The organism is Variovorax sp. UMC13, assembly GCF_014170375.1.
Taxonomy (GTDB): domain Bacteria; phylum Pseudomonadota; class Gammaproteobacteria; order Burkholderiales; family Burkholderiaceae_C; genus Variovorax.
The window spans coordinates 40685-60785 of record NZ_LZZW01000007.1 but is presented as its reverse complement, the minus strand read 5'-3'; the positions used below and the strand labels follow the sequence as shown (position 1 = coordinate 60785).

Sequence of the window (20101 nt, the reverse complement as noted above, 5' to 3'; positions counted from 1 at the left end):
ATTCCTGTTGCCTGTGAGGAGCCGCGGCTCACTCGTGGGGATGGCGCGGTGCCGAGGGCTGCGGATGCAGTGCACCGCCGCCGCCGACATGGGACACCGAGAGGTCGCCGGCCGGGGCGAAGGCCTCGACGTCGTGCGGCACTTCGCCGTGCTGCTTGAGCTGGCGGTTGCCCGCCAGGCGGCGCAGCACCACGTAGAACACCGGCGTGAGGAACAGGCCGAAGGCCGTCACCCCGATCATCCCGGCGAACACCGCCACGCCCATCGCGCTGCGCATCTCGGCGCCGGCACCGGTGGACAGCACCAGCGGCAGCACACCCATGACGAAGGCCAGCGAGGTCATCAGGATCGGGCGCAGCCGCAGGCGGCTGGCCTCGATCGCGGCCTGGACCGGCGTGCGCCCGGCGAACTCGAGCTCGCGGGCGAACTCCACGATCAGGATCGCGTTCTTCGCACTCAGCCCCACCAGCACGATCAGCCCGATCTGCGTGAAGACGTTGTTGTCACCCCCCGATATCCACACGCCGGTCATCGCGGCCAGGATGCCCATGGGCACGATCAGGATGATGGCGATCGGCAGGGTCAGGCTCTCGTACTGTGCGGCCAGCACCAGGAACACCAGCAGGATCGCCAGCGGGAACACCAGGAAGGCGGAGTTGCCGGCCAGGATCTCCTGGTAGGTGAGCTCGGTCCACTCGAAGCTGATGCCCTTGGGCAGCGTCTCGGCGGCGATGCGCTTGATCGCGTCCTGCGCCTGGCCCGAGGAGTAGCCGGGGGCCGGGCCGCCGTTGATGTCGGCCGCGAGGTAGCCGTTGTAGCGCATGGCGCGTTCCGGGCCGAAGGTCGAGTTGACCTTCATCAGCGCCGACAGGGGCACCATCTCGCCGGTGGTCGAGCGCACCTTCAGCAGGCCCACGTCCTCGGCCCGTGCGCGGTACGGCGCATCGGCCTGGACGCGCACCGAGTACGTGCGGCCGAACTTGTTGAAGTCGTTCGCGTACAGGCTGCCCAGGTAGATCTGCATGGTGTCGAAGATGTCGGTCACCGGCACGCCGAGCTGGCGCGCCTTGGTGCGGTCGATGTCGGCATAGAGCTGCGGCACGTTGACCTGCCAGCTGGTGAACATGCCGGCCAGCTCGGGCGTCTGGTAGGCCTTGGCCATGAAGGCCTTGACCGCCGAGTCCATCTGGTCGTAGCCCAGCGAGGCACGGTCCTCGATCTGCATCTTGAAGCCGCCCGTGGTGCCCAGGCCCGCCACCGGGGGCGGCGGGAACATCACGATGAAGGCGTCCTGGATGCTGGCGAAGGCGCCGTTGAGCTGGCCCGCGACCGCACCGCCGCTCTGGTCGGCCTTCTTGCGTTCGGCGAAGGGCTTGAGCGTGACGAACACCACGCCCGAGTTCGAGCTGTTGGTGAAGCCGTTGATCGACAGGCCCGGGAACGCGATCGCGTCTTCCACGTTCGGGTTCTTCTTGACCAGCTCGCCCATGCGATGGATCACGTCCTCGGTGCGGTCCAGCGTGGCGCCATCGGGCAGCTGCGCGAAGCCGATCAGGTACTGCTTGTCCTGCGCCGGCACGAAGCCGCTGGGCACGGCCTTGAACAGGCCGAAGGTCACGCCGATCAGCGCGAGGTAGACCACCAGCATCAGCGCCTTGCGGCCGATCACGTTCTTGACGCCGCCGCTGTAGGCCTCGGAACCGCGATGGAACAGCTTGTTGAAGCCGCGGAACAGCCAGCCGAGATAGCGGTCCATGAAGCGCGTGAGCGCGTCCTTGGGCTGGTCGTGGCCGCGCAGCAGCAAGGCGGCGAGCGCGGGCGACAGCGTGAGCGAGTTGATCGCCGAGATCACGGTCGAGATCGCGATGGTCACCGCGAACTGCTTGTAGAACTGGCCGGTCAGGCCGCTGATGAAGGCCAGCGGCACGAACACCGCGACCAGCACCAGCGCGATCGCGATGATGGGCCCCGACACCTCGCGCATGGCGCGGTAGGTCGCGTCACGCGGACTCAGGCCGGCCTCGATGTTGCGCTCGACGTTCTCGACCACCACGATCGCATCGTCCACCACGATCCCGATCGCCAGCACCAGCCCGAACAGGCTCAGCGCGTTGATCGAGAAGCCCAGCACGTGCAGCATCCCGAAGGTGCCGATCACCGACACCGGCACGGCCAAGAGCGGAATGATCGAGGCGCGCCAGGTCTGCAGGAACAGGATCACCACCAGCACCACCAGCACGATGGCTTCGAGCAGCGTGTGGACCACCGATTCGATCGAGGCGCGCACGAACTGCGTCGGGTCGTAGGCGATGCGGTATTCCACGCCCTCGGGCATGCTCTTGGCGAGCTCGTCCATGGTGGCGCGCACGTCGCGCGAGATGTCCAGCGCGTTGGAGCCGGGCGACTGGAACACGCCCATGCCCACGGCCGGGTCGTTGTTGAGCAGCGAACGCAGCGAATAGTCGGCCGCGCCCATCTCCAGGCGGCCGATGTCGCGCAGCCGGGTCACGGCGCCGTCGGTGCCGCTCTTGACGATGATGTCGCCGAACTCTTCCTCGCTCTGCAGCCGGCCCTGGGCATTGATCGACAGTTGCATGTCGACACCCGAGAGGCCCGGCGAAGCGCCGACCACGCCGGCCGCGGCCTGGATGTTCTGGCCGCGGATCGCCGCCACCACGTCGCTGGCCGACAGGCCGCGCTGCGCCACCTTCTGCGGATCGAGCCAGACGCGCATCGCGTAGTCGCCGCCGCCGAAGATCTGCACCTGGCCCACGCCCTGGATGCGCGCGAGGCGGTCCTTGACGTTGAGCACCGCGTAGTTGCGCAGGTAGTTGATGTCGTAGCGGTTGTTGGGCGAGACCATGTGCACGACCATGGTCAGGTCGGGCGCGCTCTTGATGGTGGTGATGCCCAGCCGGCGCACCTCCTCCGGCAGGCGCGGCTCGGCTTGCGAGACGCGGTTCTGCACCAGCTGCTGCGCCTTGTCGGGGTCGGTGCCCAGCTTGAAGGTCACGGTCAGCGTCATCACGCCGTCGGTGGTCGCCTGGCTGCCCATGTAGAGCATGCCTTCGACGCCGTTGATCTGTTCCTCGAGCGGCGTCGCCACCGTCTCGGCGATCACCTTGGGGTTCGCGCCCGGGTACTGGGCCCGCACCACCACCGAGGGCGGTGCGACTTCCGGGTACTCGGAGATCGGCAGCGCGCGCATGGCGATCAGGCCGGCAATCAGGATCAGCACCGACAGCACGCCGGCAAAGATCGGCCTGTCGATGAAGAATTTGGAGAGGTTCATGGTGTTCTTTCTTCTACGAAGCGTCGCGGCTCCGGGCTCAGCCGGCCGCGACCTTGGCGCTGGCCTGGGCCTTGGCCTGGGCCGCGTCCATCGGCACCGTGGCCGGTGCCACCAGCGCGCCGGGGCGCACGTGCTGCAGGCCGTTCACGACCACGCGCTCGCCCGCCTTGAGGCCGGCGCTCACCACGCGCAGGCCATTGGCCGGCGCGCCCAGCGTCACCTCGCGGTACTCGGTCTTGTTGTCGGCATTCACGACCATCACGAACTTCTTGCTCTGGTCGGTGCCGATGGCGCGTTCGCTCACCAGCAGCACGCTGCTGGTGTGGGCCTGGCCCATGCGGATGCGGGCGAACTGGCCGGGGATCAGCGCGCCGTCCTTGTTGTCGAAGGCGGCGCGCACGCGCACCGTGCCGCTGCGGGCGTCGACCTGGTTGTCGATCAGCTGCAGCTTGCCCTCGAAGGGCGTGCCGGTGCTCGCGGCCGTGCCCATCTGGACCGGGATCTGCTCGATCGGCATGCGGCCGCCGGAACCGCCCGCGATGTCCTTGAGCGCCTTGCCCACGATCTGCTCGTCGGCATCGAAGCTCGCGTAGATCGGGCTCACCGAGACCAGCGTGGTCAGCACCGGCGCGCCCGGGCCGGCGGCCACCAGGTTGCCCACCGTGACTTCGAGCTTGCCGATGCGGCCGGACACCGGCGCCCGCACCTGGGTGTAGCCCAGGCTCAGGCGCGCGGTCTGCAGCGCGGCCTGGGCGGCGCGCAGGTTGGCTTCGGCTTCGCGGCCGGCGTTGGTGCGCTCGTCGAGTTCGCGCTGGGCGATGGCCTTCTCGTCCCACAGCCGCTTGGCGCGTTCCTGCTCGCTGCGGCTGAAGGCGGTGCGGGCCTGGGCCGAGGCGACCTGCGCTTCGGCGCGCTCGACCTCGGCCGCATAGGGCGCGGGGTCGATGGTGATCAGCAGGTCGCCCTTCTTCACCAGCGAGCCTTCCTTGAAGTGCACCGACTGCACGGCGCCCGCGACGCGGGAGCGCACGTCGACGCGCTCGACGGCCTCGAGCCGGCCCGAGAACTCGTCCCAGGCCGTGACGTCGGTCTGCACCACCGCCGCGACGGACACCGGCGTGGCCTGCGGGGCGGCTGCGGGCGTGTTGGCTTCGGCCTCGAGCGGGCGCAGCCCGAACACGGCGGAGACGATGGCCGCGGCCGCGGTCAGCGCGGTCACGGCGGGCCAGACACCGCGGCGGGCGACGGCGGCGAGGGGCTTGGCGGAGGGGGTGGCGAGTGGCTTGGTCATGATGTGTTCCGTCCTCTTGGGATGTTTCTGGAGATGCGAAGCGCCACCCGGCGCGATACGTCGGGCGACAAAAGGGCTGGCCGCCGGGGTCTCCGGCTGCCGAAATCGGTTCAGTGGGGTTCAGTGCCGGTGCGCTGCGCTGCAGTCACCGGCCAGCGCCTAGTGCGGCGGTTGCGGCGCGACGGGTGCGCGCGTCGCCTCGAAGAAGTCGCGGAACTGCTGCGTCACCGCGCCGGCACAAGGGCATTCGCAGCCGGTGACGGGGTCGGCCAGCGCGTCGGGCCATCCCTCGGCACCGCTCAGCACCTCGCTGCGCACCGGGATCCCTGCGCCCTCGAGCCGCTTCGCATAGGCCACGGCCTCGTCGCGCATCGGGTCGTCCTTGCCCACCAGCACCAGCGTGGGCGCCAGGTCGGCCAGGCGGCGCGAGGAGCCCGGCACCGCGTACGGATGCTCGGCATCGCGCGGACAGCGCAGGTACTGCTGCCAGCCCTCGGTGTACTTGCAGCCGGTGGCGTCGCCCGTCGCCTGGCGCAGGGAGGCGGTGCCGGCGCAGGGGTCGAGCATCGGCGACAGCAGCACCTGGCCCGACAGCGGCGGATGGGCCCGGTCGCGGGCGATCAGCGCCAGCGAGGCTGCCAGGTTGCCGCCGGCCTCCTCGCCCGCCAGGTAGACGCGGGCGCCCTTGCCGGCCAGCTTGGTGCGCTGCTTGTAGAGCCACTCCAGCGCCTCGTAGCCCACCTCGATCGCATCCGGGAAGGGATGCAGCGGTGCCAGCGGATAGGCCATCGACACCACGGTCGCGCCCGCGCTCACCAGCATCCGCGCCACGCTGCGGCCGTCGTCGAGGTCGCCGCAGGCGAAGTTGCCGCCATGGAAGTGCAGCACCAGCGGGCGGTCGGTCTCGGCGCCCGCGCCGCGCTGGGTGCGCACGCCGTAGGTGCGGGCCGCCACCGGTTCGCGTCCGGGCAGCTCGATGGTGATGTCGCTTTCGACCGCCTGCAGTGCAGCAGTGGCCGGCAGTTCGGTGGCGCTTGGCGATGAACGGGTGGACATGGTGAACCTGTAGGCGGAGGTGGAAGAACGATGGGATTAAATGTACGGGCCAATGGCAAGCCTGAATCAGGCACTTTGCCACCTCACCGTTTCCATCGGAACAACAATGAGGGCTCGTGTGCGTGTGAGAATTCCCTCACGCAGCGGGGGCTGCGCCCCCCATAAAGACAGAGAGAGGAAAGTCCCATGGATCAGATCCAGGCCATGCGGGTGTTCTCGCGCGTCGTGGAAACCGGGAGTTTCACGCGCGCCGCCGATTCGCTGGCCCTGCCCAAGGGCACGGTCACCAAGCAGATCCAGGCGCTGGAGGCGCGCGTGCGCGTCAAGCTGCTCAACCGCACCACGCGCCGCGTCACGGTCACGCCCGACGGCGCCGCCTACTACGAGCGGGCCTCCCAGCTGCTGACCGACCTCGACGACCTCGACGCCAGCATGACCAACGCCCAGGCCAACCCCTCGGGCCGGCTGCGCATCGACGTGGGCTCGTCCACTGCCACCCTGCTGCTGATCCCCGCGCTCGACACCTTCTACGCGCGCTATCCCGACATCCAGATCGACATGGGCGTGAGCGATCGGGTGGTGGACCTGCTGACCGACAACGTCGACTGCGTGATCCGCATCGGGGAGATCACCGACCAGTCGCTGGTGGCGCGCCGCATCGGCCAGCTGCCGCTGATCGCGGTGGCCTCGGCCGCCTACGTGAAGCGCTATGGCGCACCGCAGCATCCGCGCGACCTGGAGCGCAACCACCGCGTGGTCAACCACTTCTTCGGCAACACGCGGCGCATGTTCCCGATGGAGTTCAACAAGGACGGCGAGCACTTCGAACCGGCCGCGCCCTACAGCCTGGCGGTGAACGAGAACATCGCCCACACCGCGGCCGTGGTGGCCGGGCTGGGCGTGGCGCAGATGGCGACCGTCATCGCCCAGCCCTACCTGGACAGCGGCGAGCTGGTCGAGGTGCTGGCCGACTGGGCGCGCGACCCGCTGCCGATCTACGTGGTCTACCCGCCCAACCGCCACCTGAGCGCCAAGGTGCGGGCCTTCGTCGACTGGGCGGCCGAGCTGTTCGCCAAGAACGCGCAGATGCAGCGCGGCTGAGCGCCGCTCAGGGCGGCGGCGAGCGCAGCGCGCGCCGGGGCGCGCTCACGCCGGCCAGCACCGTGCGGCCGCTGCCGCCCGCGCAGTGGTCCAGCGCCTGGCGCAGCGCGGTGTCGACGCTGCGCAGCGAGATGCCCTGCCGGCGCGCGACCTCGGGCCGGCTCAGCTCGTCCAGGCGCAGCCCGAGCAGCACCGCGCGATGGCGGCGCGGCAGCCTGGCCATGGCCCGGTCCACCGCGGCCAGCTCGGAGCGGTCGGCGGCGATGTGTTCGGGCCCCGGCGCGGGGTCGGCCACATGGTCGAGCGCATCGTCCGCGAGGCCGGCGTACTGCCAGGGCCGGTGGCTGCGCATGCGGTCCATCGCGGCATTGCAGGCCACGCGGTAGACGTAGGCCTCCGGGTTCTGCACGGCGGCGCGCACATCCATCTCGCCCAGGCGCAGCCAGGCGTCGTGCAGGCATTCGCTGGCCAGCGCCGGGCAGCCCAGGTGGCGCAGCAGCCGCTGCCGCAGCCGTTCGTAGTGCGCCGCGATGAAGGCCTGCAGCGCGACGCGGCGCTGCGCCTCGTCCAGCGGTTCGTTGGCCGCTTCGTCGCCCACCGCGGCCTCCGGGTCGTACAGGATGCTCAATGCCATGACAGTCCACCCTGCCCCGGCTCAGCGTTCCTGCCGCAGCTGGCGCCGCTGCTCGGGACTCAGCCGCGCCAGCTGCGCGGCATCGAAGTCCTGGCCCACGCCGACGAACTGCACCGGGCTCGCGGGGTCGTAAGGCAGGCCGCGTACCGGCTGCAGCGCGGCCCGGGGCGCGGCCGTTGCCGGCTCGGCGCCCGGCGCCGGCTCGTTGCCGAAGCCCAGCACGCGCACCGTGAACACCGAGGGCAGCGCCTGGCGCGAGGCCACGCGTTCGCGCTGCATCACCTCCTGCGCCGCACCCGCGGCCTGCGCGGCGGCCGCGCTGGCGTTGCTCAGCGCGCCCACGTTCACCGCCGCCACGGTCGGGATGCCGGTGGCCTCGCCCTTGACCGCGATGTTGGCCGCGTTCACCACCTGCAGGGCCGCCAGGTTCACGTTGCCCGAGACCCGGATGCCCGCCTCGCCCGCATCGATGGTGCCCAGCGGCGCGATCAGGTCGATGTCGCCGGCCGGCACTTCCGGAATCGGCGCCAGCGTGGCGATGCCCGCGCCGGTGCTGGGCACCACCGACGAGACCGAGACGTTGCCCCACTGGTCGTAGACCCGCTTGGGCGGCGTGTAGACCACGGTGGTCTTAGAGCCGCGGCCGGCGTTGATGTCGCCCGCGGCCGACCAGGCCTGGATGCCGCCGCCGAAGGTGGTCATGATCCGGCTCTGGCCCAGCAGGATGCTGCCCAGCGAGTAGATCGCGATGTCGCCCGCGCCCTGGGTGATCACGCCTGCGGTCGACGGTGGCGCCGTGCCCTCGATGCCGAAGGTCTGGGCGCCGCCCGGCGTGAGCAGCTGGATGTCGCCGCCGAAATCGGTGTGCACGCCGGCGCCGCCGAACAGCGTGATGTCGCCCTTGTAGCGGAGGGCCTCACCGGCCGCGTCCTGGTCGGGGAACAGCGCGGCGATGGCCGCCCGGCCGCGCACATAGCTGCCCTGGCGCACGCCGCCGTCCTGGGTGTACTCGCGACCCGCGGCCAGGAGTTCGGCGAAGTACACGCTGCGCGCGAACACCCGCTGCTGCTCGGCGGGCAGCGCGGCGTAGTAGGCACGGGCCTGCGTGCCGTCGCCGGCGAAGCCGAAGCGCGCGGCCAGCCAGGCGGCCAGTTCGTCCTCGTAGGTCTTGACGGTCTTGCCGATCGCCAGGCTCTCGCCCGGCTGGGTCAGCCTGGCCGGGTCGAGGTAGCCCTCGACGAAGCGCCGGTAGTCGGGGCCCAGGGGGCCCGCGCCCGCCTGCATCACGATGCTGGCGCCCGGGCGCTTGTCGCCGGAAGCCACGGCGCCGAGGCTGGTGACGCCGACCTTGTCGTCCATGCGGATGTCGCGGCCGGCCGTCAGTTCCAGCGTGCCGGGTCCCGCGACGTTGAAGGCGCTGTAGATGATGTCGCGGCCGGCACTCACGATGGAGATGTCGGTGGGGCTCTGGTGCACGAACAGGTTGCCGGCCTGGTTGTAGACACCCGTCGAGGTCTCGCCAGCGATGGTGCCGCCCAGCTGCGTGCCGCTGCTGACGATGTCGCGCCCGGCCAGCATCCAGACCGGGCCCGCGCCTTCGTGGAAGGTCTGTCCGAAGCGCGGGTCGTACGGGCTGTTGAGCGTGATGGAACGTCCGCTGTTGACGCCCAGCAGGTCGCCGCCCAGCGCATAGAAGCGCGCCGGCTCCAGCGCGTCGCCCCACGACAGGCTGGCGGTGTTGGGTCCGAAGGCGAACAGCGGCGAGAGCCCCATGCGGGCCACGCTGCCGTCGCTCGACAGATTGCCGGCGCCCGCGATCGGTCCGTCGAGAGCGAAGGCCTGGAAGGCCGGATGCAGGACCGTCGCCAGCGACGACGGCGCCGCGCCGGAACGGCTGATGGACAGTTCCCCGCCATAGATCGACTCCGCCGCCAGCAATTCCAGTTGGCCACGCGCCGACGGCGCCAGCACCAGCGCGCCGTGCGCCGGCACGACCGTCGTGTCGAGGGCCGCGGCGCGGCCGTAGTACAGGTTGCCGCTGGCCGCGACCGCCCGCAAGGTCGAGGGATAGACCGTCGCCATGTCGGTCGGCGCGGACTCGGTCAGCGGCGTGAGGTTGCCGCCGGCAGCGAACAGGTCCACCGCCGTGCGTTCGGTCCAGAGGCTGAACCAGCTCTGGCCGAAGCCGGGGGCCCCGGCGCTCACATAGGGTGACGCGTTCGCCTGCGGCGCGCGCCCCGGGTCCGCCACGTCCTGCACCACCAGGTCCCCGCGCGTGGCCAGGCTGACGGTGGCGTCGCCCGGCAGCAGGCTCAGGCCGCCGGCCGCGCGGGCCGTGCCGTAGCCGATGGGGTCGAAAGCCCGCACTTCGTTGGGATTCTTCTCCCCGTCACGGATGCCATAGCGCAGCGTCAGGCTGCCGAGGGCGCCGCCGGTCAGCTGCACATGTCCCCGCACATCGACCAGCGCGCCATTGAGATGGCCGCCGGTGATCTGGCTGCCGGGGTTCACGGCGCCGCCGACCCGCAGGTTCAGGTCGCCGCCACCGGTCAATTGCAGGCTGCCGTCGGCCGCCACCCGTCCGGTACTGCCCACCGCCAGCACCAGCCCCGGGCTGCGCGCGTTGACGTTGACTGGCACGTAGCCCACCGCCAGAGGACTGATGATTCCCGCATCGCCGCGCACCTCGACATCCAGGTTGCCCCCGCCCAGGGTGCCGAAGCCGGTGAAGCCGACCATCTGGTCGGCGCCACCGGTCAGGCTTGCCGCGTAGGAACCGAAGTTGATCCACCAGGCGGTGGCCTGCGCCCGGTCGCCGCTCAGGCCATTGCCCTGGCGCCACAGCCAGTTGCCGACGTTGGCGGTGTCGTGGCCGCTGTCGATGTCCACGGGGCGCCCGGCGTTGGCCGAGGAACGACTGACGATGTTGCCGCTCAGGTTGCCGCCCACCTTCAGCACCAGGTTGCCGCCGCCCTCGGGATACCAGGCGCGGTACACGCTGTCCGGTCCGCCGTTGACCAGCTTCTCGTGGCCACCCGCGTCGCCCAGCACCCGGCCGTTGGGGCCCAGGGCCCGGCCCAGGCTGTAGGGGTCGCCGGCCGCGGTGCGGGCCGAGGAAGTGCCGGCCGTGTAGACGCCGTAGAGCGACTCCATGCTCAGGTCGCGCGCGGCCAGCAGGTCCAGGTCGGCCGCGCCGGTGCGGACCACGCTGAAGCGGGTGCTACCGCCTGTCACCAGGGTGTAGACGTCGCCGCTCATGACACAGTACTCGGGAAAGTCGCTGCACATGCCGTCATAGGCATCGCGGACGAAATCGATCGGCTGTCCGGCCATGCTGTCGTCGCCGAAGAAGTCCACGGAGCCCTGTTCGCTCCACACGAAGGCGCCTTTGCCATGGGCCCCCAGATGGCTGTCGGCCAGCCGCAGGTTGCCGGACACCGGGTGCGGCTGCAGCTGGCGGCTGTCGGCCGCTTCGGTGTCGGCGCCGGCCACCAGCCGGATCGACCAGGACTGGGCACCGTCGGCCAGCATGGGCGCGACCGCCCAGTTCTGGCCCTGGCGCCCGGCCTCCTCCACCCGCAGCTGCACGAAGGCCGCGCCGCCCGGCAGCTTGACGTTGGTGCGCGCGGGCAGGATGGCGCCGCGCGGCAGGACCTTGCTGCCGTTGAGGCTCACGGTGGCGATGGTGCCCAGGTTCCCGGGCAGGGGAACGCCCTTGGGCCAGACCATGGCCTTGACCCGCGCGAGGCTGACCAGCAGGGTGCCGGCGTCCAGCGTGCTGTTGACCGGCAGGGTCACGTTCTGGCTCAGCAGCGTGCCCGCGGGGTACAGCACCTTGCCCGTGGCGTCCCGCACGGCGGCCGCCAGCACCGTGCCGGCCGACAGCACCAGCGCCGCGGTGAGGGATGCCGGCACCGGCAGCCGGGTGCCGGCGATCAGGTTCAAGGCCTTGATCGGCAGGTCGAAGTTGAGGGTCACACCGGCCGGGAAGGTGGTGCCGTCGGCCAGGGTCACGCCGCTGCCCGGCACCACCACGTTGCCGCCGGTCCAATCGACGCCGGCGCGCAGGATCCAGCCCTTGTCGTCGTCGGTCGGCGGCGGCGGCGCGAAGCCGTCGTTGATGCTGCCGTAGATGTTCAGGTCGCCACCCGCGCGCAGCGTCAGCCGGCCCACCTCGCCGGAGCCGTAGACCGCAGTGTTCTTCTGCGTGTGGGGGTTGACGCTGGCATAGCGGTAGCCCGAGAGGTCGAGGTCGCCCTGCACCACCAGGTCGCCGTCCGGCGTCCTGCTGACGATCTCCACGCCCGGGCGCAGATGGAAGGCATCGGCATAGCGGGCATTGTTCAGGCCCGCGAGCCGGTGGCGCATCAGGTCGTCGTTCTGCAGCGCGGCGTCGATGAAGCGCTCGCTCAGCACATGCTTCTGGTCGAGGTAGGACTGGTCGATCACCTGGTACGGACGCCCGCTCGCGGTGGCGTCGGTCCGGGTGGGCGCGTCGTCGTAGCGGGCCATGCCGTTGACCGCGATCGAGCGCGCGCCCTCGATCTCCAGCCGGCCGCGGGCGTCGATGGCGATGTCGTCGCTGCTGCCGTCGGCCTTGGACACGCGGGGCGCGTCGAGCTCCAGCGTGCCGCGGCTGCGGCCGTCGTTCTGGCCCGCCGCGCTGCCCACGGCCACGTCGGTGCCGTGGCGCAGGTCGATGCGCGCGCCGTCGGCCAGCGTCAGCGCGCCGGTGCCGGAAGCCAGGTTCACGATGGCGCGGTTGGGCGAATCGATGATCTTGCCGTAGCTGTCCACGCGCAGGCGGCTGCCATGGGCGTCGAGCACCGCGCTGCTGTCGAGGCTCAGGCCGTTCTTGCCGGCCAGCGTGATGCTGCCGACGCGCTCGCCGCTGGCATCGACCCGGCCCGCGACCCGCAGGCTGCCGTTGTCCACCGAGACGCTGATGCTGCTGGCCTTGAGGTCGTTGCCGATGGTGAGGTCGCCCTGCTTGAGCTGGAAGCTGCGCGCGCCGAACACGCCGCCCTCGTTGAGGCGCTGGTTGAGCGACGCGAACTGCGCGTCCAAAGTGCCGCTGGCGCCCAGGCGCTGGGCCTGGATCTCCACCGCGCCCGACAGGTAGGGCATCAGCGTGCCGCCCGCGTCGTACTCGCCGCTGCTGCCGCCCAGGATCCGGCCTGCCAGGTCGACGCTGCCGGCCGTGCCGTCCACCGCCACCACCCGCAGCCGGCCGGCCTGGTTGTTCCGCGCCGACAGGTCGATGGTCGAGCCCGCCGCCTGCAGCACGTTGCCCGCGCGGCTGTCCAGCAGCACCTCGCCGCCGGCGCTGTACTTGGTCAAATCGTTGAAGGCGATGGCGCGACCCGACACGTCGACCGAGGCCGCATCGGTCAGCACCACGTCGCCGCGCGCCTCCAGCGTGAGCTTGCCGCTGGGCAGCACCACGGCACTGGCCAGGCGGATGCTGTCGCCCTGCAGGAACAGTTCGGCGCCCAGGCCCTCGGCCTGCCCGACCGGGCCGCCCGAGGCCGCGATGTCGAGGGCGCCGCCGGCCGTGATGCGGTTCACCGAGGCCGCCTCGCCGGTCATCAGCGGGGTCGTGATGTGCAGGTTGCCGCCGCTGTAGGCGAAACCCTGGACCGGGTCGTACGCGCCCCGGCGCTCGTACACCGCGAGGCTGCCCTTGTGGTTGGTCGTGATGCGTTCAGTGGCGGCGAGGTCCACGTCGGCAAAGCCCAGCGCCAGCCGGTCGAAGCGGAGGGTGGTGCTGGGCTGGGCGAAGGCGCCATAGCCGAAGTCGATGCGCTCGGTGCGGATGTCCAGGCGTCCGCTGCCGGTGCCGGCGCCGCCCGCCACCACCGCGGACGGCGGGGTGGTCGCGCCCTGCCAGATCAGGTTGGCGGTGCGGATGGTCGCCACGTCGTCGGCGCCGCCGGCGCCATAGATCGCCGGGGTCGAGAGCAGCAGCTTGCTGAGCAGCGACTTGCCGGTCACCGCGTCGTAGGTGTCCAGCGCGGCCGTGCCGTAGAAGTTGAAGCTGTCGCGCGCCGAGAGCTGCAACGTCTCCAGGGCCGGCGCGCCGAACTGCGTGTCGCCGCGCAGCAGGCGGTCCAGCACGGGCTGGGTCAGGGTCAGGCCGGTGGGCAGGCGGTTGGCCGCCGCGGCGGCGGCCAGGGCTTCGGGACTGCCAACGTTGATGCTGCTCAGCCCCACGTTGAGGTGGCGGGTGCCGTAGCGCACCGCCTCGCCCATCTGCAAGGTCTTGTCGGTCATGGCGACGATGCTGCCTTCGGAGTAGAGCGCGGTCGCCCCGCTGCAGGGCGCGCTGCTGCACACGCCCAGGCGGATGCCGCCGCTGTCCTGCACGACGGTCGGGCTGATCACGTCGAGCAGCCCGTTGGACACCGCCAGCATGTTGCCCACCTGGTAGACGAAGCCGTCGCGCGCGTCGTAGCTGGCCTTGCCGCGACCGATGGTGTTGATCGACGCGCCCTGCTCCACGATGACCGCGCCGGATGCGCCCTTGCTCACCATGAACACTTCCGGCGCCGCCAGGTGCGCGCCGTCCCGCAGGATCATCGAGCTGTTGCTGGCGTTGATGCCCTGCACGAGGTTGATGTAGTTGCCGGTCTGCCCATACAGGACCACGGTCATGCCGCCGATCATCAGGCGCGAGGCGCCCAGCGCGTTGAGGCTCTCCGCCGCCACGGTGACGCCGCCGAAGCCGCTGGTGGCGGCCTTGCCCGCCGCCACCACCTCGATGCCGTCGTAGTCCATGTTCAGCAGCGCCACGGTGCCGCCGTAGCCGCCGGTCGCGGCCTCGAAGCGGCCGATGCCCTCGAAGGAGAAGGCGTCCGCCCCGGCACCCTGCCTGAGGCCCAGCTTCAGGGTCCTGGCATCCACCGACAGCAGGGGCCGGGGCACGGCGAGCCGGGCCGCGTCGGCCATGGCGAAGGCCGCATAGCCGGTCTCGTTGTACTGGGCGTAGCGGCGCAGGGTGTCGGCCGGCGTCAGGGTCAGCTGGCTGGCGACGGCATCGGCGATGCCGGTATGGGCGACCGACAGGCGGCCTGTCGCGGACCAGGAGCCATTGCGCAGCGCCTGTGCACCCGCCCCGGTGCCCGGGCCGGCCAGGCCGTTGATCTCCACGCGGAAGGCCCCGGGCATCAAGGCATAGGTCGACGGCATCAGCGTGTAGGTGCCCGCGGGCAGCCCCGGCACGCCGGCGCCGATCGTGACCTGCCGCCCGACCAGCGCAGCCGACGCACCGCCCTCGGGTGCCACCGGCGCCTGGCCCGGCTGCACGCCCGGCACGAGCGCGTAGACCGGGTTGGTGCCCAGTCCCGGCAGCACGAAGCCGCCCTGGGTGCCGGTCTGCACCAGCGGGTGGTAGCGCGCATCGGTCGAACCACCGCGCCCCGACACGAAGCCCGCGCCGAGCAGCTCGCCACCGCCGGACAGGTCCACGATGGCGCCAGGCTGCACCACCACCGACCGGCTGCCCAGCACCATCCCGACACCCAGGTCGCCGTTGGTGTTGCCGCCCTGGCCGAGGAAACTCACCGGCTTGCCGTCGTAGCTGTAGACCTGGCCGTCGACCGTGCCGCCGTAGGGCAGCACCAGGCCCTTGCCGCTGACCGAGCTCAGGCTGCCGGGCTGCAGCACGACGTCGCTGCTGCCCAGCGAGCCGATCTCGAGCCGCCCCAGGGGCGCGCGCACCACGCCGCCCTGATGGATGGTCGGGCCGCCCAGCTGCAGGCGGCCGAAGGCCGAATACGGCACGGCGGCATCGCCCTCGCCGCTGCGGGCGATGGTCAGGGTGCGCGTGCGGTCGTAGTGGAAGCCGGTGAAGTCGTCGGACACGGCGCTGAGGAAGCCCGCCACCACCCGGGCGCCGACGTCGGTCGCGGGGTACAGCTGGGCCGCCCGCAGCGTCATGTCGCCCTTGGTCAGCAGCTGGGAGCTGATGCCCAGCGCGATCGCGTCCGGGCTGGCGCCGGCGAGGAAGCGCAGGTCACCCTGGCTGTGGGGCTGCACATCGTCGAAACCGCGGCGCTCGACGCTCACGTCGCTGCCGTCGGCCTGCGGCAGCTTGCCCAGCGCGCCGAACAGCACGCTGCCGCGCACGTCGATGAGCTTCGCACTGGCCTCGAACACGGCGGCGGTGTCGCGCTGCGACATGGTCGGCAGGCCGAACACCGGGCGCAGGTACCAGTCCCGGTTGGCTTCCGGTGCGGCGAGGATGCCCGCCAGCAGCAGGTGCGGCGCGGAGAGCCGGACCCGCGACGCGGCGGCGGCGTTGTCCGTGAGGCCCATGGCGGCGCTGTACAGCCGCAGGCTCTGGCCCATCTCCAGCGTCACGTCGCCGTCGAAGCTCAGCAGTCCGTTGCTCAGCACCGAGAGGGTGTCGAAGCCGCCCGCGCGGACCTGGTCCACGCCGAGCCGGCCATGGCCATACGCGAGGCTGTCCGCGGCCGCATCGGCGCTGCCCGGCAGCGGGCTGCCTTGGTGTGTCTGGCCGAGCACCAGTTCGCGGATCTTGGTCACGCGCTCGCTGACCGCGTCCTTGATGTAGTACGGGCTTTCCAGCGCCACCGACAGGCTGCCGCCCGCCGCGCCCGCGCCGCCGGCACGGGCCGTGAAGCGGCCGTCCAGGTACAGGCCGTTGTTCGAGGCCAGGCTGATGCTGCCGCCCTGGCTCGCCACCTGCACCCGACCCTGGCCCGGAATGTCCAGCGCCGCCTGGTCGCCCGACGCCTCCAGCCGCGCGCCCTCGCGCACCACCACGAACAGGTCGCCGGCCGTCGCGATGCCGGTGACCGGGTCGATCTGGCCGCCGACGACGATCCTGCCGCCGTCGCGCACCTGGCCGTAGCTGCGGCCATGGTCGTCCACCGCGCTCACCGCGCGGGCCGCCACGTCGATCAGCGCCTGCTCGCCGATCCAGATCGAACGCCCGTGGCCGGCCGCCTGGGCCGCCTCGAAGCCGCGGGCTGTCAGGCCGGCCAGCGACACGCTGCCGCCCCAGGCGCGCAGCGTGCCGTCCAGCGTGAGCTGGCCGACGCTGCGCAGGTCGATGGCCTGGCCGGGGTCCACACCGATCAGCGCGCCCTGGCCCACCACGGCCCGCACCACCGGCAGGTCCTCGGCGCGCGTGTTGATGGTGCCCGCCTGCAGCGACAGGCTCGCGCCCTTGCGCTGCGTGAGCACGCCCTTGACCGGGTCCTCCTGGTAGAGCGGCGGCGTCCACAGCGTCAGCGCGTCGGCGGGCCGGCGGCCGGTGGCGCTGTCCAGCGCCTCGGGCCCGAAGCGGAACACCGGCATCGTGACCTCGACCTGCGCCCCATCGGCCACCGCGAAGCCGTGATTGCCGATCAGGGCATAGCGGCTGAAGCCCTTGTCGAAGAAGTCGGCGCCGAGCGCCAGCGTGTCGGGCAATGCGGTGCCCGTGCTGTCGCCGATGGCGATGCGACGGGTCTGCAGCGTGAGCGTGCCGCCGCCGTCCACCCCGTGGCCGCGCAGCACCGCGCCCTCGAGCACCACCTGGCCCGAACCGGTGTTGAAGCCGTCGGACTCGAGCGTCACGTTGCCGCCCTTGCCGCCCTGCGTCTTCGCCTTGGCCAGCAGCGCGGCCCCCGAGGACACGTCGACCACGCTGCCCTGGCCCAGCAGCACGTCGCCGCTGCTGCGCACCGACACATTGCCGCCGTTGCGGAAGGCCACGCCGCCGCTGTCGACCGGGTCCTTCAGCAGGTTGGTCCACAGGCCGCTGGTGTCGAGCCGGGCGCCGTCCGCAAGCCGCACCGAGGCCACGCGGCCTTCCGGCGCGAGCAGCGTGCTCGTGTCCTTGAGGCTGTTGGCGCCGACCTGCTCCAGCACGTTGCCCAGCTGGATGCTGCCGCCGTGCGCCACCAGGTCGGCGCCGACCGACACGCTCGGCGCGTACAGCGTGATGTGGCCGCCGTGGCCGGCCTGCAAGGCGCCGTACACCGCGATGCTTTCGCTGGCCGCGATGCGCACCGCACCCAGGCCGAAGCCGCTGAGCAGGGTGGTGTCGAGCACCAGCGTGTCGCGCCGCTCGGCCGGCAGCACGCTCGACAGGTCGAGCCCCGCCGCGATGGCCTGCACCGTGTCGCTCAACGTCACCTGCTTCACGCTGCCGGCATCGAGCCGGCGGTGCAGCGCGCCCGTGTTCTTGTCGAAGTAGCTCTCGTAGCTGCCGACGATGAGCTGCCCGCGCTGCGCGGCCGCGAGGCTGGATTGGCGGTAGCCGTCGAGTCCCGCCTGCGCCGCCTGCGTCTGGCGCGGGCCCTGGAAGGCCTCGGCCACGATCTCGCCCTCGAGCACCGCGGCCTGGGTACCGACGATCAGCAGGCCGGCATCGCGGCCCACCGTGTAGCCGCTCTCCAGCCGCTGCTGCGCGCCGATCAGCGGGCTGTAGAAGTATTCGGTGGCATTCTTGCCCCAGCGCGCGTGCGCATCCTCGAAGCCCCGGTAGACGCCCGTGTACAGCAGGTCGCCCGGCGCCTTGTTCACCTCGTACAGCCGGCCGTCGGCGCCCTTGAGCCAGCTCTGGTTGAGCTTGCCGGTCTGCACGTCCAGCGTGCCGCCCGACAGGTTGATGCTCGAGCCGCGCTGCGTGACCAGGTCCCCGCCGCCGAAGTTCACCACGCCCCCCTGTGCCATCCATTCGCCCACCGTGTGCCCTTGCGTGCCCAGGTAGCCCCCGACTTCCAGCAGGCCGCCGCCCGTGTACCAGCGCTCGCCCGCGTAGCCGTTGGTGCCGCCGGGCACGAAGACCAGCGAGCGCCGGTCGATCCACAGGTCGTTGTTGGCCAGCTGGTTGCTGTCGCGGTTGCCCGGCGCATCGCGCTGCTCGTTGCCCTGCACGTTGATCTTGACGTTGTTCGAGGCCATGGAGAGCTTCACGCCCACCGCGCCCGACACGTCGATGCGCGCGCCCTCGCGCACCAGGCTGCGCTGCGCGGCCTCGACGACCACCTGGCCGCCCGTGGCCAGCGTGAGCGAGTCCTGCAGGAACTCCACCGTGCCGCCGCTGGCGACCTCCACGCGCGACAGGTCGCGCCGGTCCTTGCCCGCGGGCATGAGGCCGCTGTTGTTGTCGATCGGCACGGCCGGGCCCATCAGGCCGGTGCGCTGGCTGTCCAGCGCGGTGGCGTCGCTGTCGTCGAGCGCGATGGCGGTCACGCTGCCGGTGCCGAAGCGCACGGCGCCCGTGGCACCGCTCGCGGCCAGGTGCACCGTGCCGCGGGTGTTGACCGAGGTCGTCGACAGCAGCACGCCCTGCTGCCGCACATCGCGCCCCGTCATCGTCACATCGCCTTCGCGCGCCACGATCAGGCCGGTGTTCGTCACCTGGCCCGCCAGGCTGTCGGCGGCGAACTGCGGCGTGACCTCGTTGCCGCGCGTGGTGGAGGCCTGGTTGCCACCGGTGCCCGCGCCCTTGCGGATCAGGAAGCTGTCGCCCGCGGCCAGCGCCGCCTGGCCCTTGGGCGTGGCGATCTCGCCGGCGTTGTGCACCGCCTGGCCCAGCAGCAGCACATAGCCCCCGCCCTCGGTCGAGGTGCGGGGCGCCAGCGTGGCGATGCGCGCACCCGCCTGCACCTCGACCTGGCCCTGTGCGCCGGTGAAGCTCGGCGCGCTGCCGTTGCTGTAGAGCCCGTTGGCCTGGAACTGCGCATCGCCGATGTGCGCGGCCGCGGCCACCAGGTTGCGCGTGTCGACCTGGCTGCTGCCGCTGAACACGATGCCGTTGCGGTTGGCGATCAGCACCGTGCCGTCGGCCTTGATCCGGCCCTGGATCTGCGAGGGCCGCGCGCTTGGATCGTTGACGCGGTTGAGCACCGCCCAGTCGGCGTGTTGCTTGAACTCGACCGTTGTGTTCTTGCCGACGTTGAAAGTCTCCCAGTTCAGGATCGCCTTGTCGGCGGTCTGCTGGATCGCGACGTTGGTCTTGCCATCGGCCGTCGTCTGGGCCGGGCCATTGGCGTTCAACCACCCGGCCGTGAGGCTGTTCGTGTCGACCTTGAGGCCGCCTTCGGCCAGCCCATCGGGCACGCCGCCACCGGCCGCCAGCGCCGCCGCGCGGGCCGCGGCCTGCGCCGCCTGCTGCGCCGCGATGCCGCGTGCCGCGAGGTTGAGGTTGTCGATCGAGCGCGCGAGCTGTGCCTGCGCTTGCTGCTGCTGCGCCTGCGGGTTGGTCAGCGAGGACACCGGCAGGCCGTTGGGCAGCCGGCCGGTGGCCGCGGCCGTGTTCTGGATCGCGCCCTTGGCGGCGAACCATGCGCCGCCCAGGGCCTGCTGGGCCTGCGCGTCGGCCATGACGCCGCTCGCGACCAAGGCCATGGCGATGGCCTGTGCGATCGGCGCCTGCCGGAATCCGCGCCCCTGCATGGCTGTGCCTGGAAGGTTCTTGTCGCCGCGTCCGCGTGTGTTCATGTGAGGTTTCCGCCCGGTGATGGTGTCGCTGCCATGCGGCGGGCCGTCTCGTCGCGGCCCGCCGGATCCATGGGGGTGTCCACGGCACGAGCGCTGCGGAAACTTCCCCCCTCTGCAGGGTTGACGAGTGGCCCCGGGCCGATACCGCAAACTTTTTTCGAAGCCGCCGCGGATCGGGGAAAGCAGGGGCCGCGCGCCGCACCCTCGAACGCACACGACAGCGTAGGCCGCGCGCATGACACGCGGCCGATCCCTTCCTGCAGGTGGT

6 protein-coding genes are annotated in these 20101 nt (G+C 71.4%); 1 reads left to right on the top strand and 5 read right to left on the bottom strand.

Features of this window, described 5'->3' with window-relative positions; all coding sequences use genetic code 11:
- Positions 1–28 precede the first annotated feature (28 nt).
- From A9977_RS03825 to A9977_RS03815, 3 genes are all read right to left on the bottom strand, one after another.
- On the bottom strand, positions 29–3292 hold the full coding sequence (locus A9977_RS03825; protein ID WP_183023559.1) for an efflux RND transporter permease subunit: 3264 nt from the start codon (positions 3290–3292) through the stop codon (positions 29–31).
- 37 nt (positions 3293–3329) lie between these two features.
- Positions 3330–4583, bottom strand: a complete 1254-nt coding sequence (locus tag A9977_RS03820; protein WP_183023558.1) for an efflux RND transporter periplasmic adaptor subunit — start codon at positions 4581–4583, stop codon at positions 3330–3332.
- A 159-nt stretch (positions 4584–4742) separates the two neighbouring features.
- On the bottom strand, positions 4743–5639 hold the full coding sequence (locus A9977_RS03815) for an alpha/beta hydrolase (protein ID WP_183023557.1): 897 nt from the start codon (positions 5637–5639) through the stop codon (positions 4743–4745).
- Between the two features lie 186 nt (positions 5640–5825).
- On the opposite strand from A9977_RS03815, the gene A9977_RS03810 reads away from it, so the two are divergent.
- Entirely contained in the window at positions 5826–6740 is a 915-nt protein-coding gene (locus A9977_RS03810) for a LysR family transcriptional regulator (RefSeq protein WP_183023556.1), read from the top strand.
- 7 nt (positions 6741–6747) lie between these two features.
- Here the strand turns inward: A9977_RS03810 and A9977_RS03805 are convergent, their stop codons facing one another.
- Both A9977_RS03805 and A9977_RS03800 read right to left on the bottom strand, forming a co-directional pair.
- On the bottom strand, positions 6748–7374 hold the full coding sequence (locus tag A9977_RS03805; RefSeq protein ID WP_183023555.1) for an RNA polymerase sigma factor: 627 nt from the start codon (positions 7372–7374) through the stop codon (positions 6748–6750).
- Between the two features lie 21 nt (positions 7375–7395).
- Positions 7396–19788 carry a filamentous hemagglutinin family protein gene (locus tag A9977_RS03800; RefSeq protein WP_183023668.1) on the bottom strand — a complete coding sequence of 4131 codons (12393 nt, stop codon included), beginning with the start codon at positions 19786–19788 and terminating at the stop codon, positions 7396–7398.
- Positions 19789–20101: the final 313 nt, after the last annotated feature.

Coding starts and splice junctions, on each gene's coding strand:
- A9977_RS03825 (WP_183023559.1), bottom strand. CDS start 3,292: ATGAACCTCTCCAAATTCTTCATCGACAGGCCGATCTTTGCCGGCGTG.
- A9977_RS03800 (WP_183023668.1), bottom strand. CDS start 19,788: ATGCAGGGGCGCGGATTCCGGCAGGCGCCGATCGCACAGGCCATCGCC.
- A9977_RS03820 (WP_183023558.1), bottom strand. CDS start 4,583: ATGACCAAGCCACTCGCCACCCCCTCCGCCAAGCCCCTCGCCGCCGTC.
- A9977_RS03810 (WP_183023556.1), top strand. CDS start 5,826: ATGGATCAGATCCAGGCCATGCGGGTGTTCTCGCGCGTCGTGGAAACC.
- A9977_RS03815 (WP_183023557.1), bottom strand. CDS start 5,639: ATGTCCACCCGTTCATCGCCAAGCGCCACCGAACTGCCGGCCACTGCT.
- A9977_RS03805 (WP_183023555.1), bottom strand. CDS start 7,374: ATGGCATTGAGCATCCTGTACGACCCGGAGGCCGCGGTGGGCGACGAA.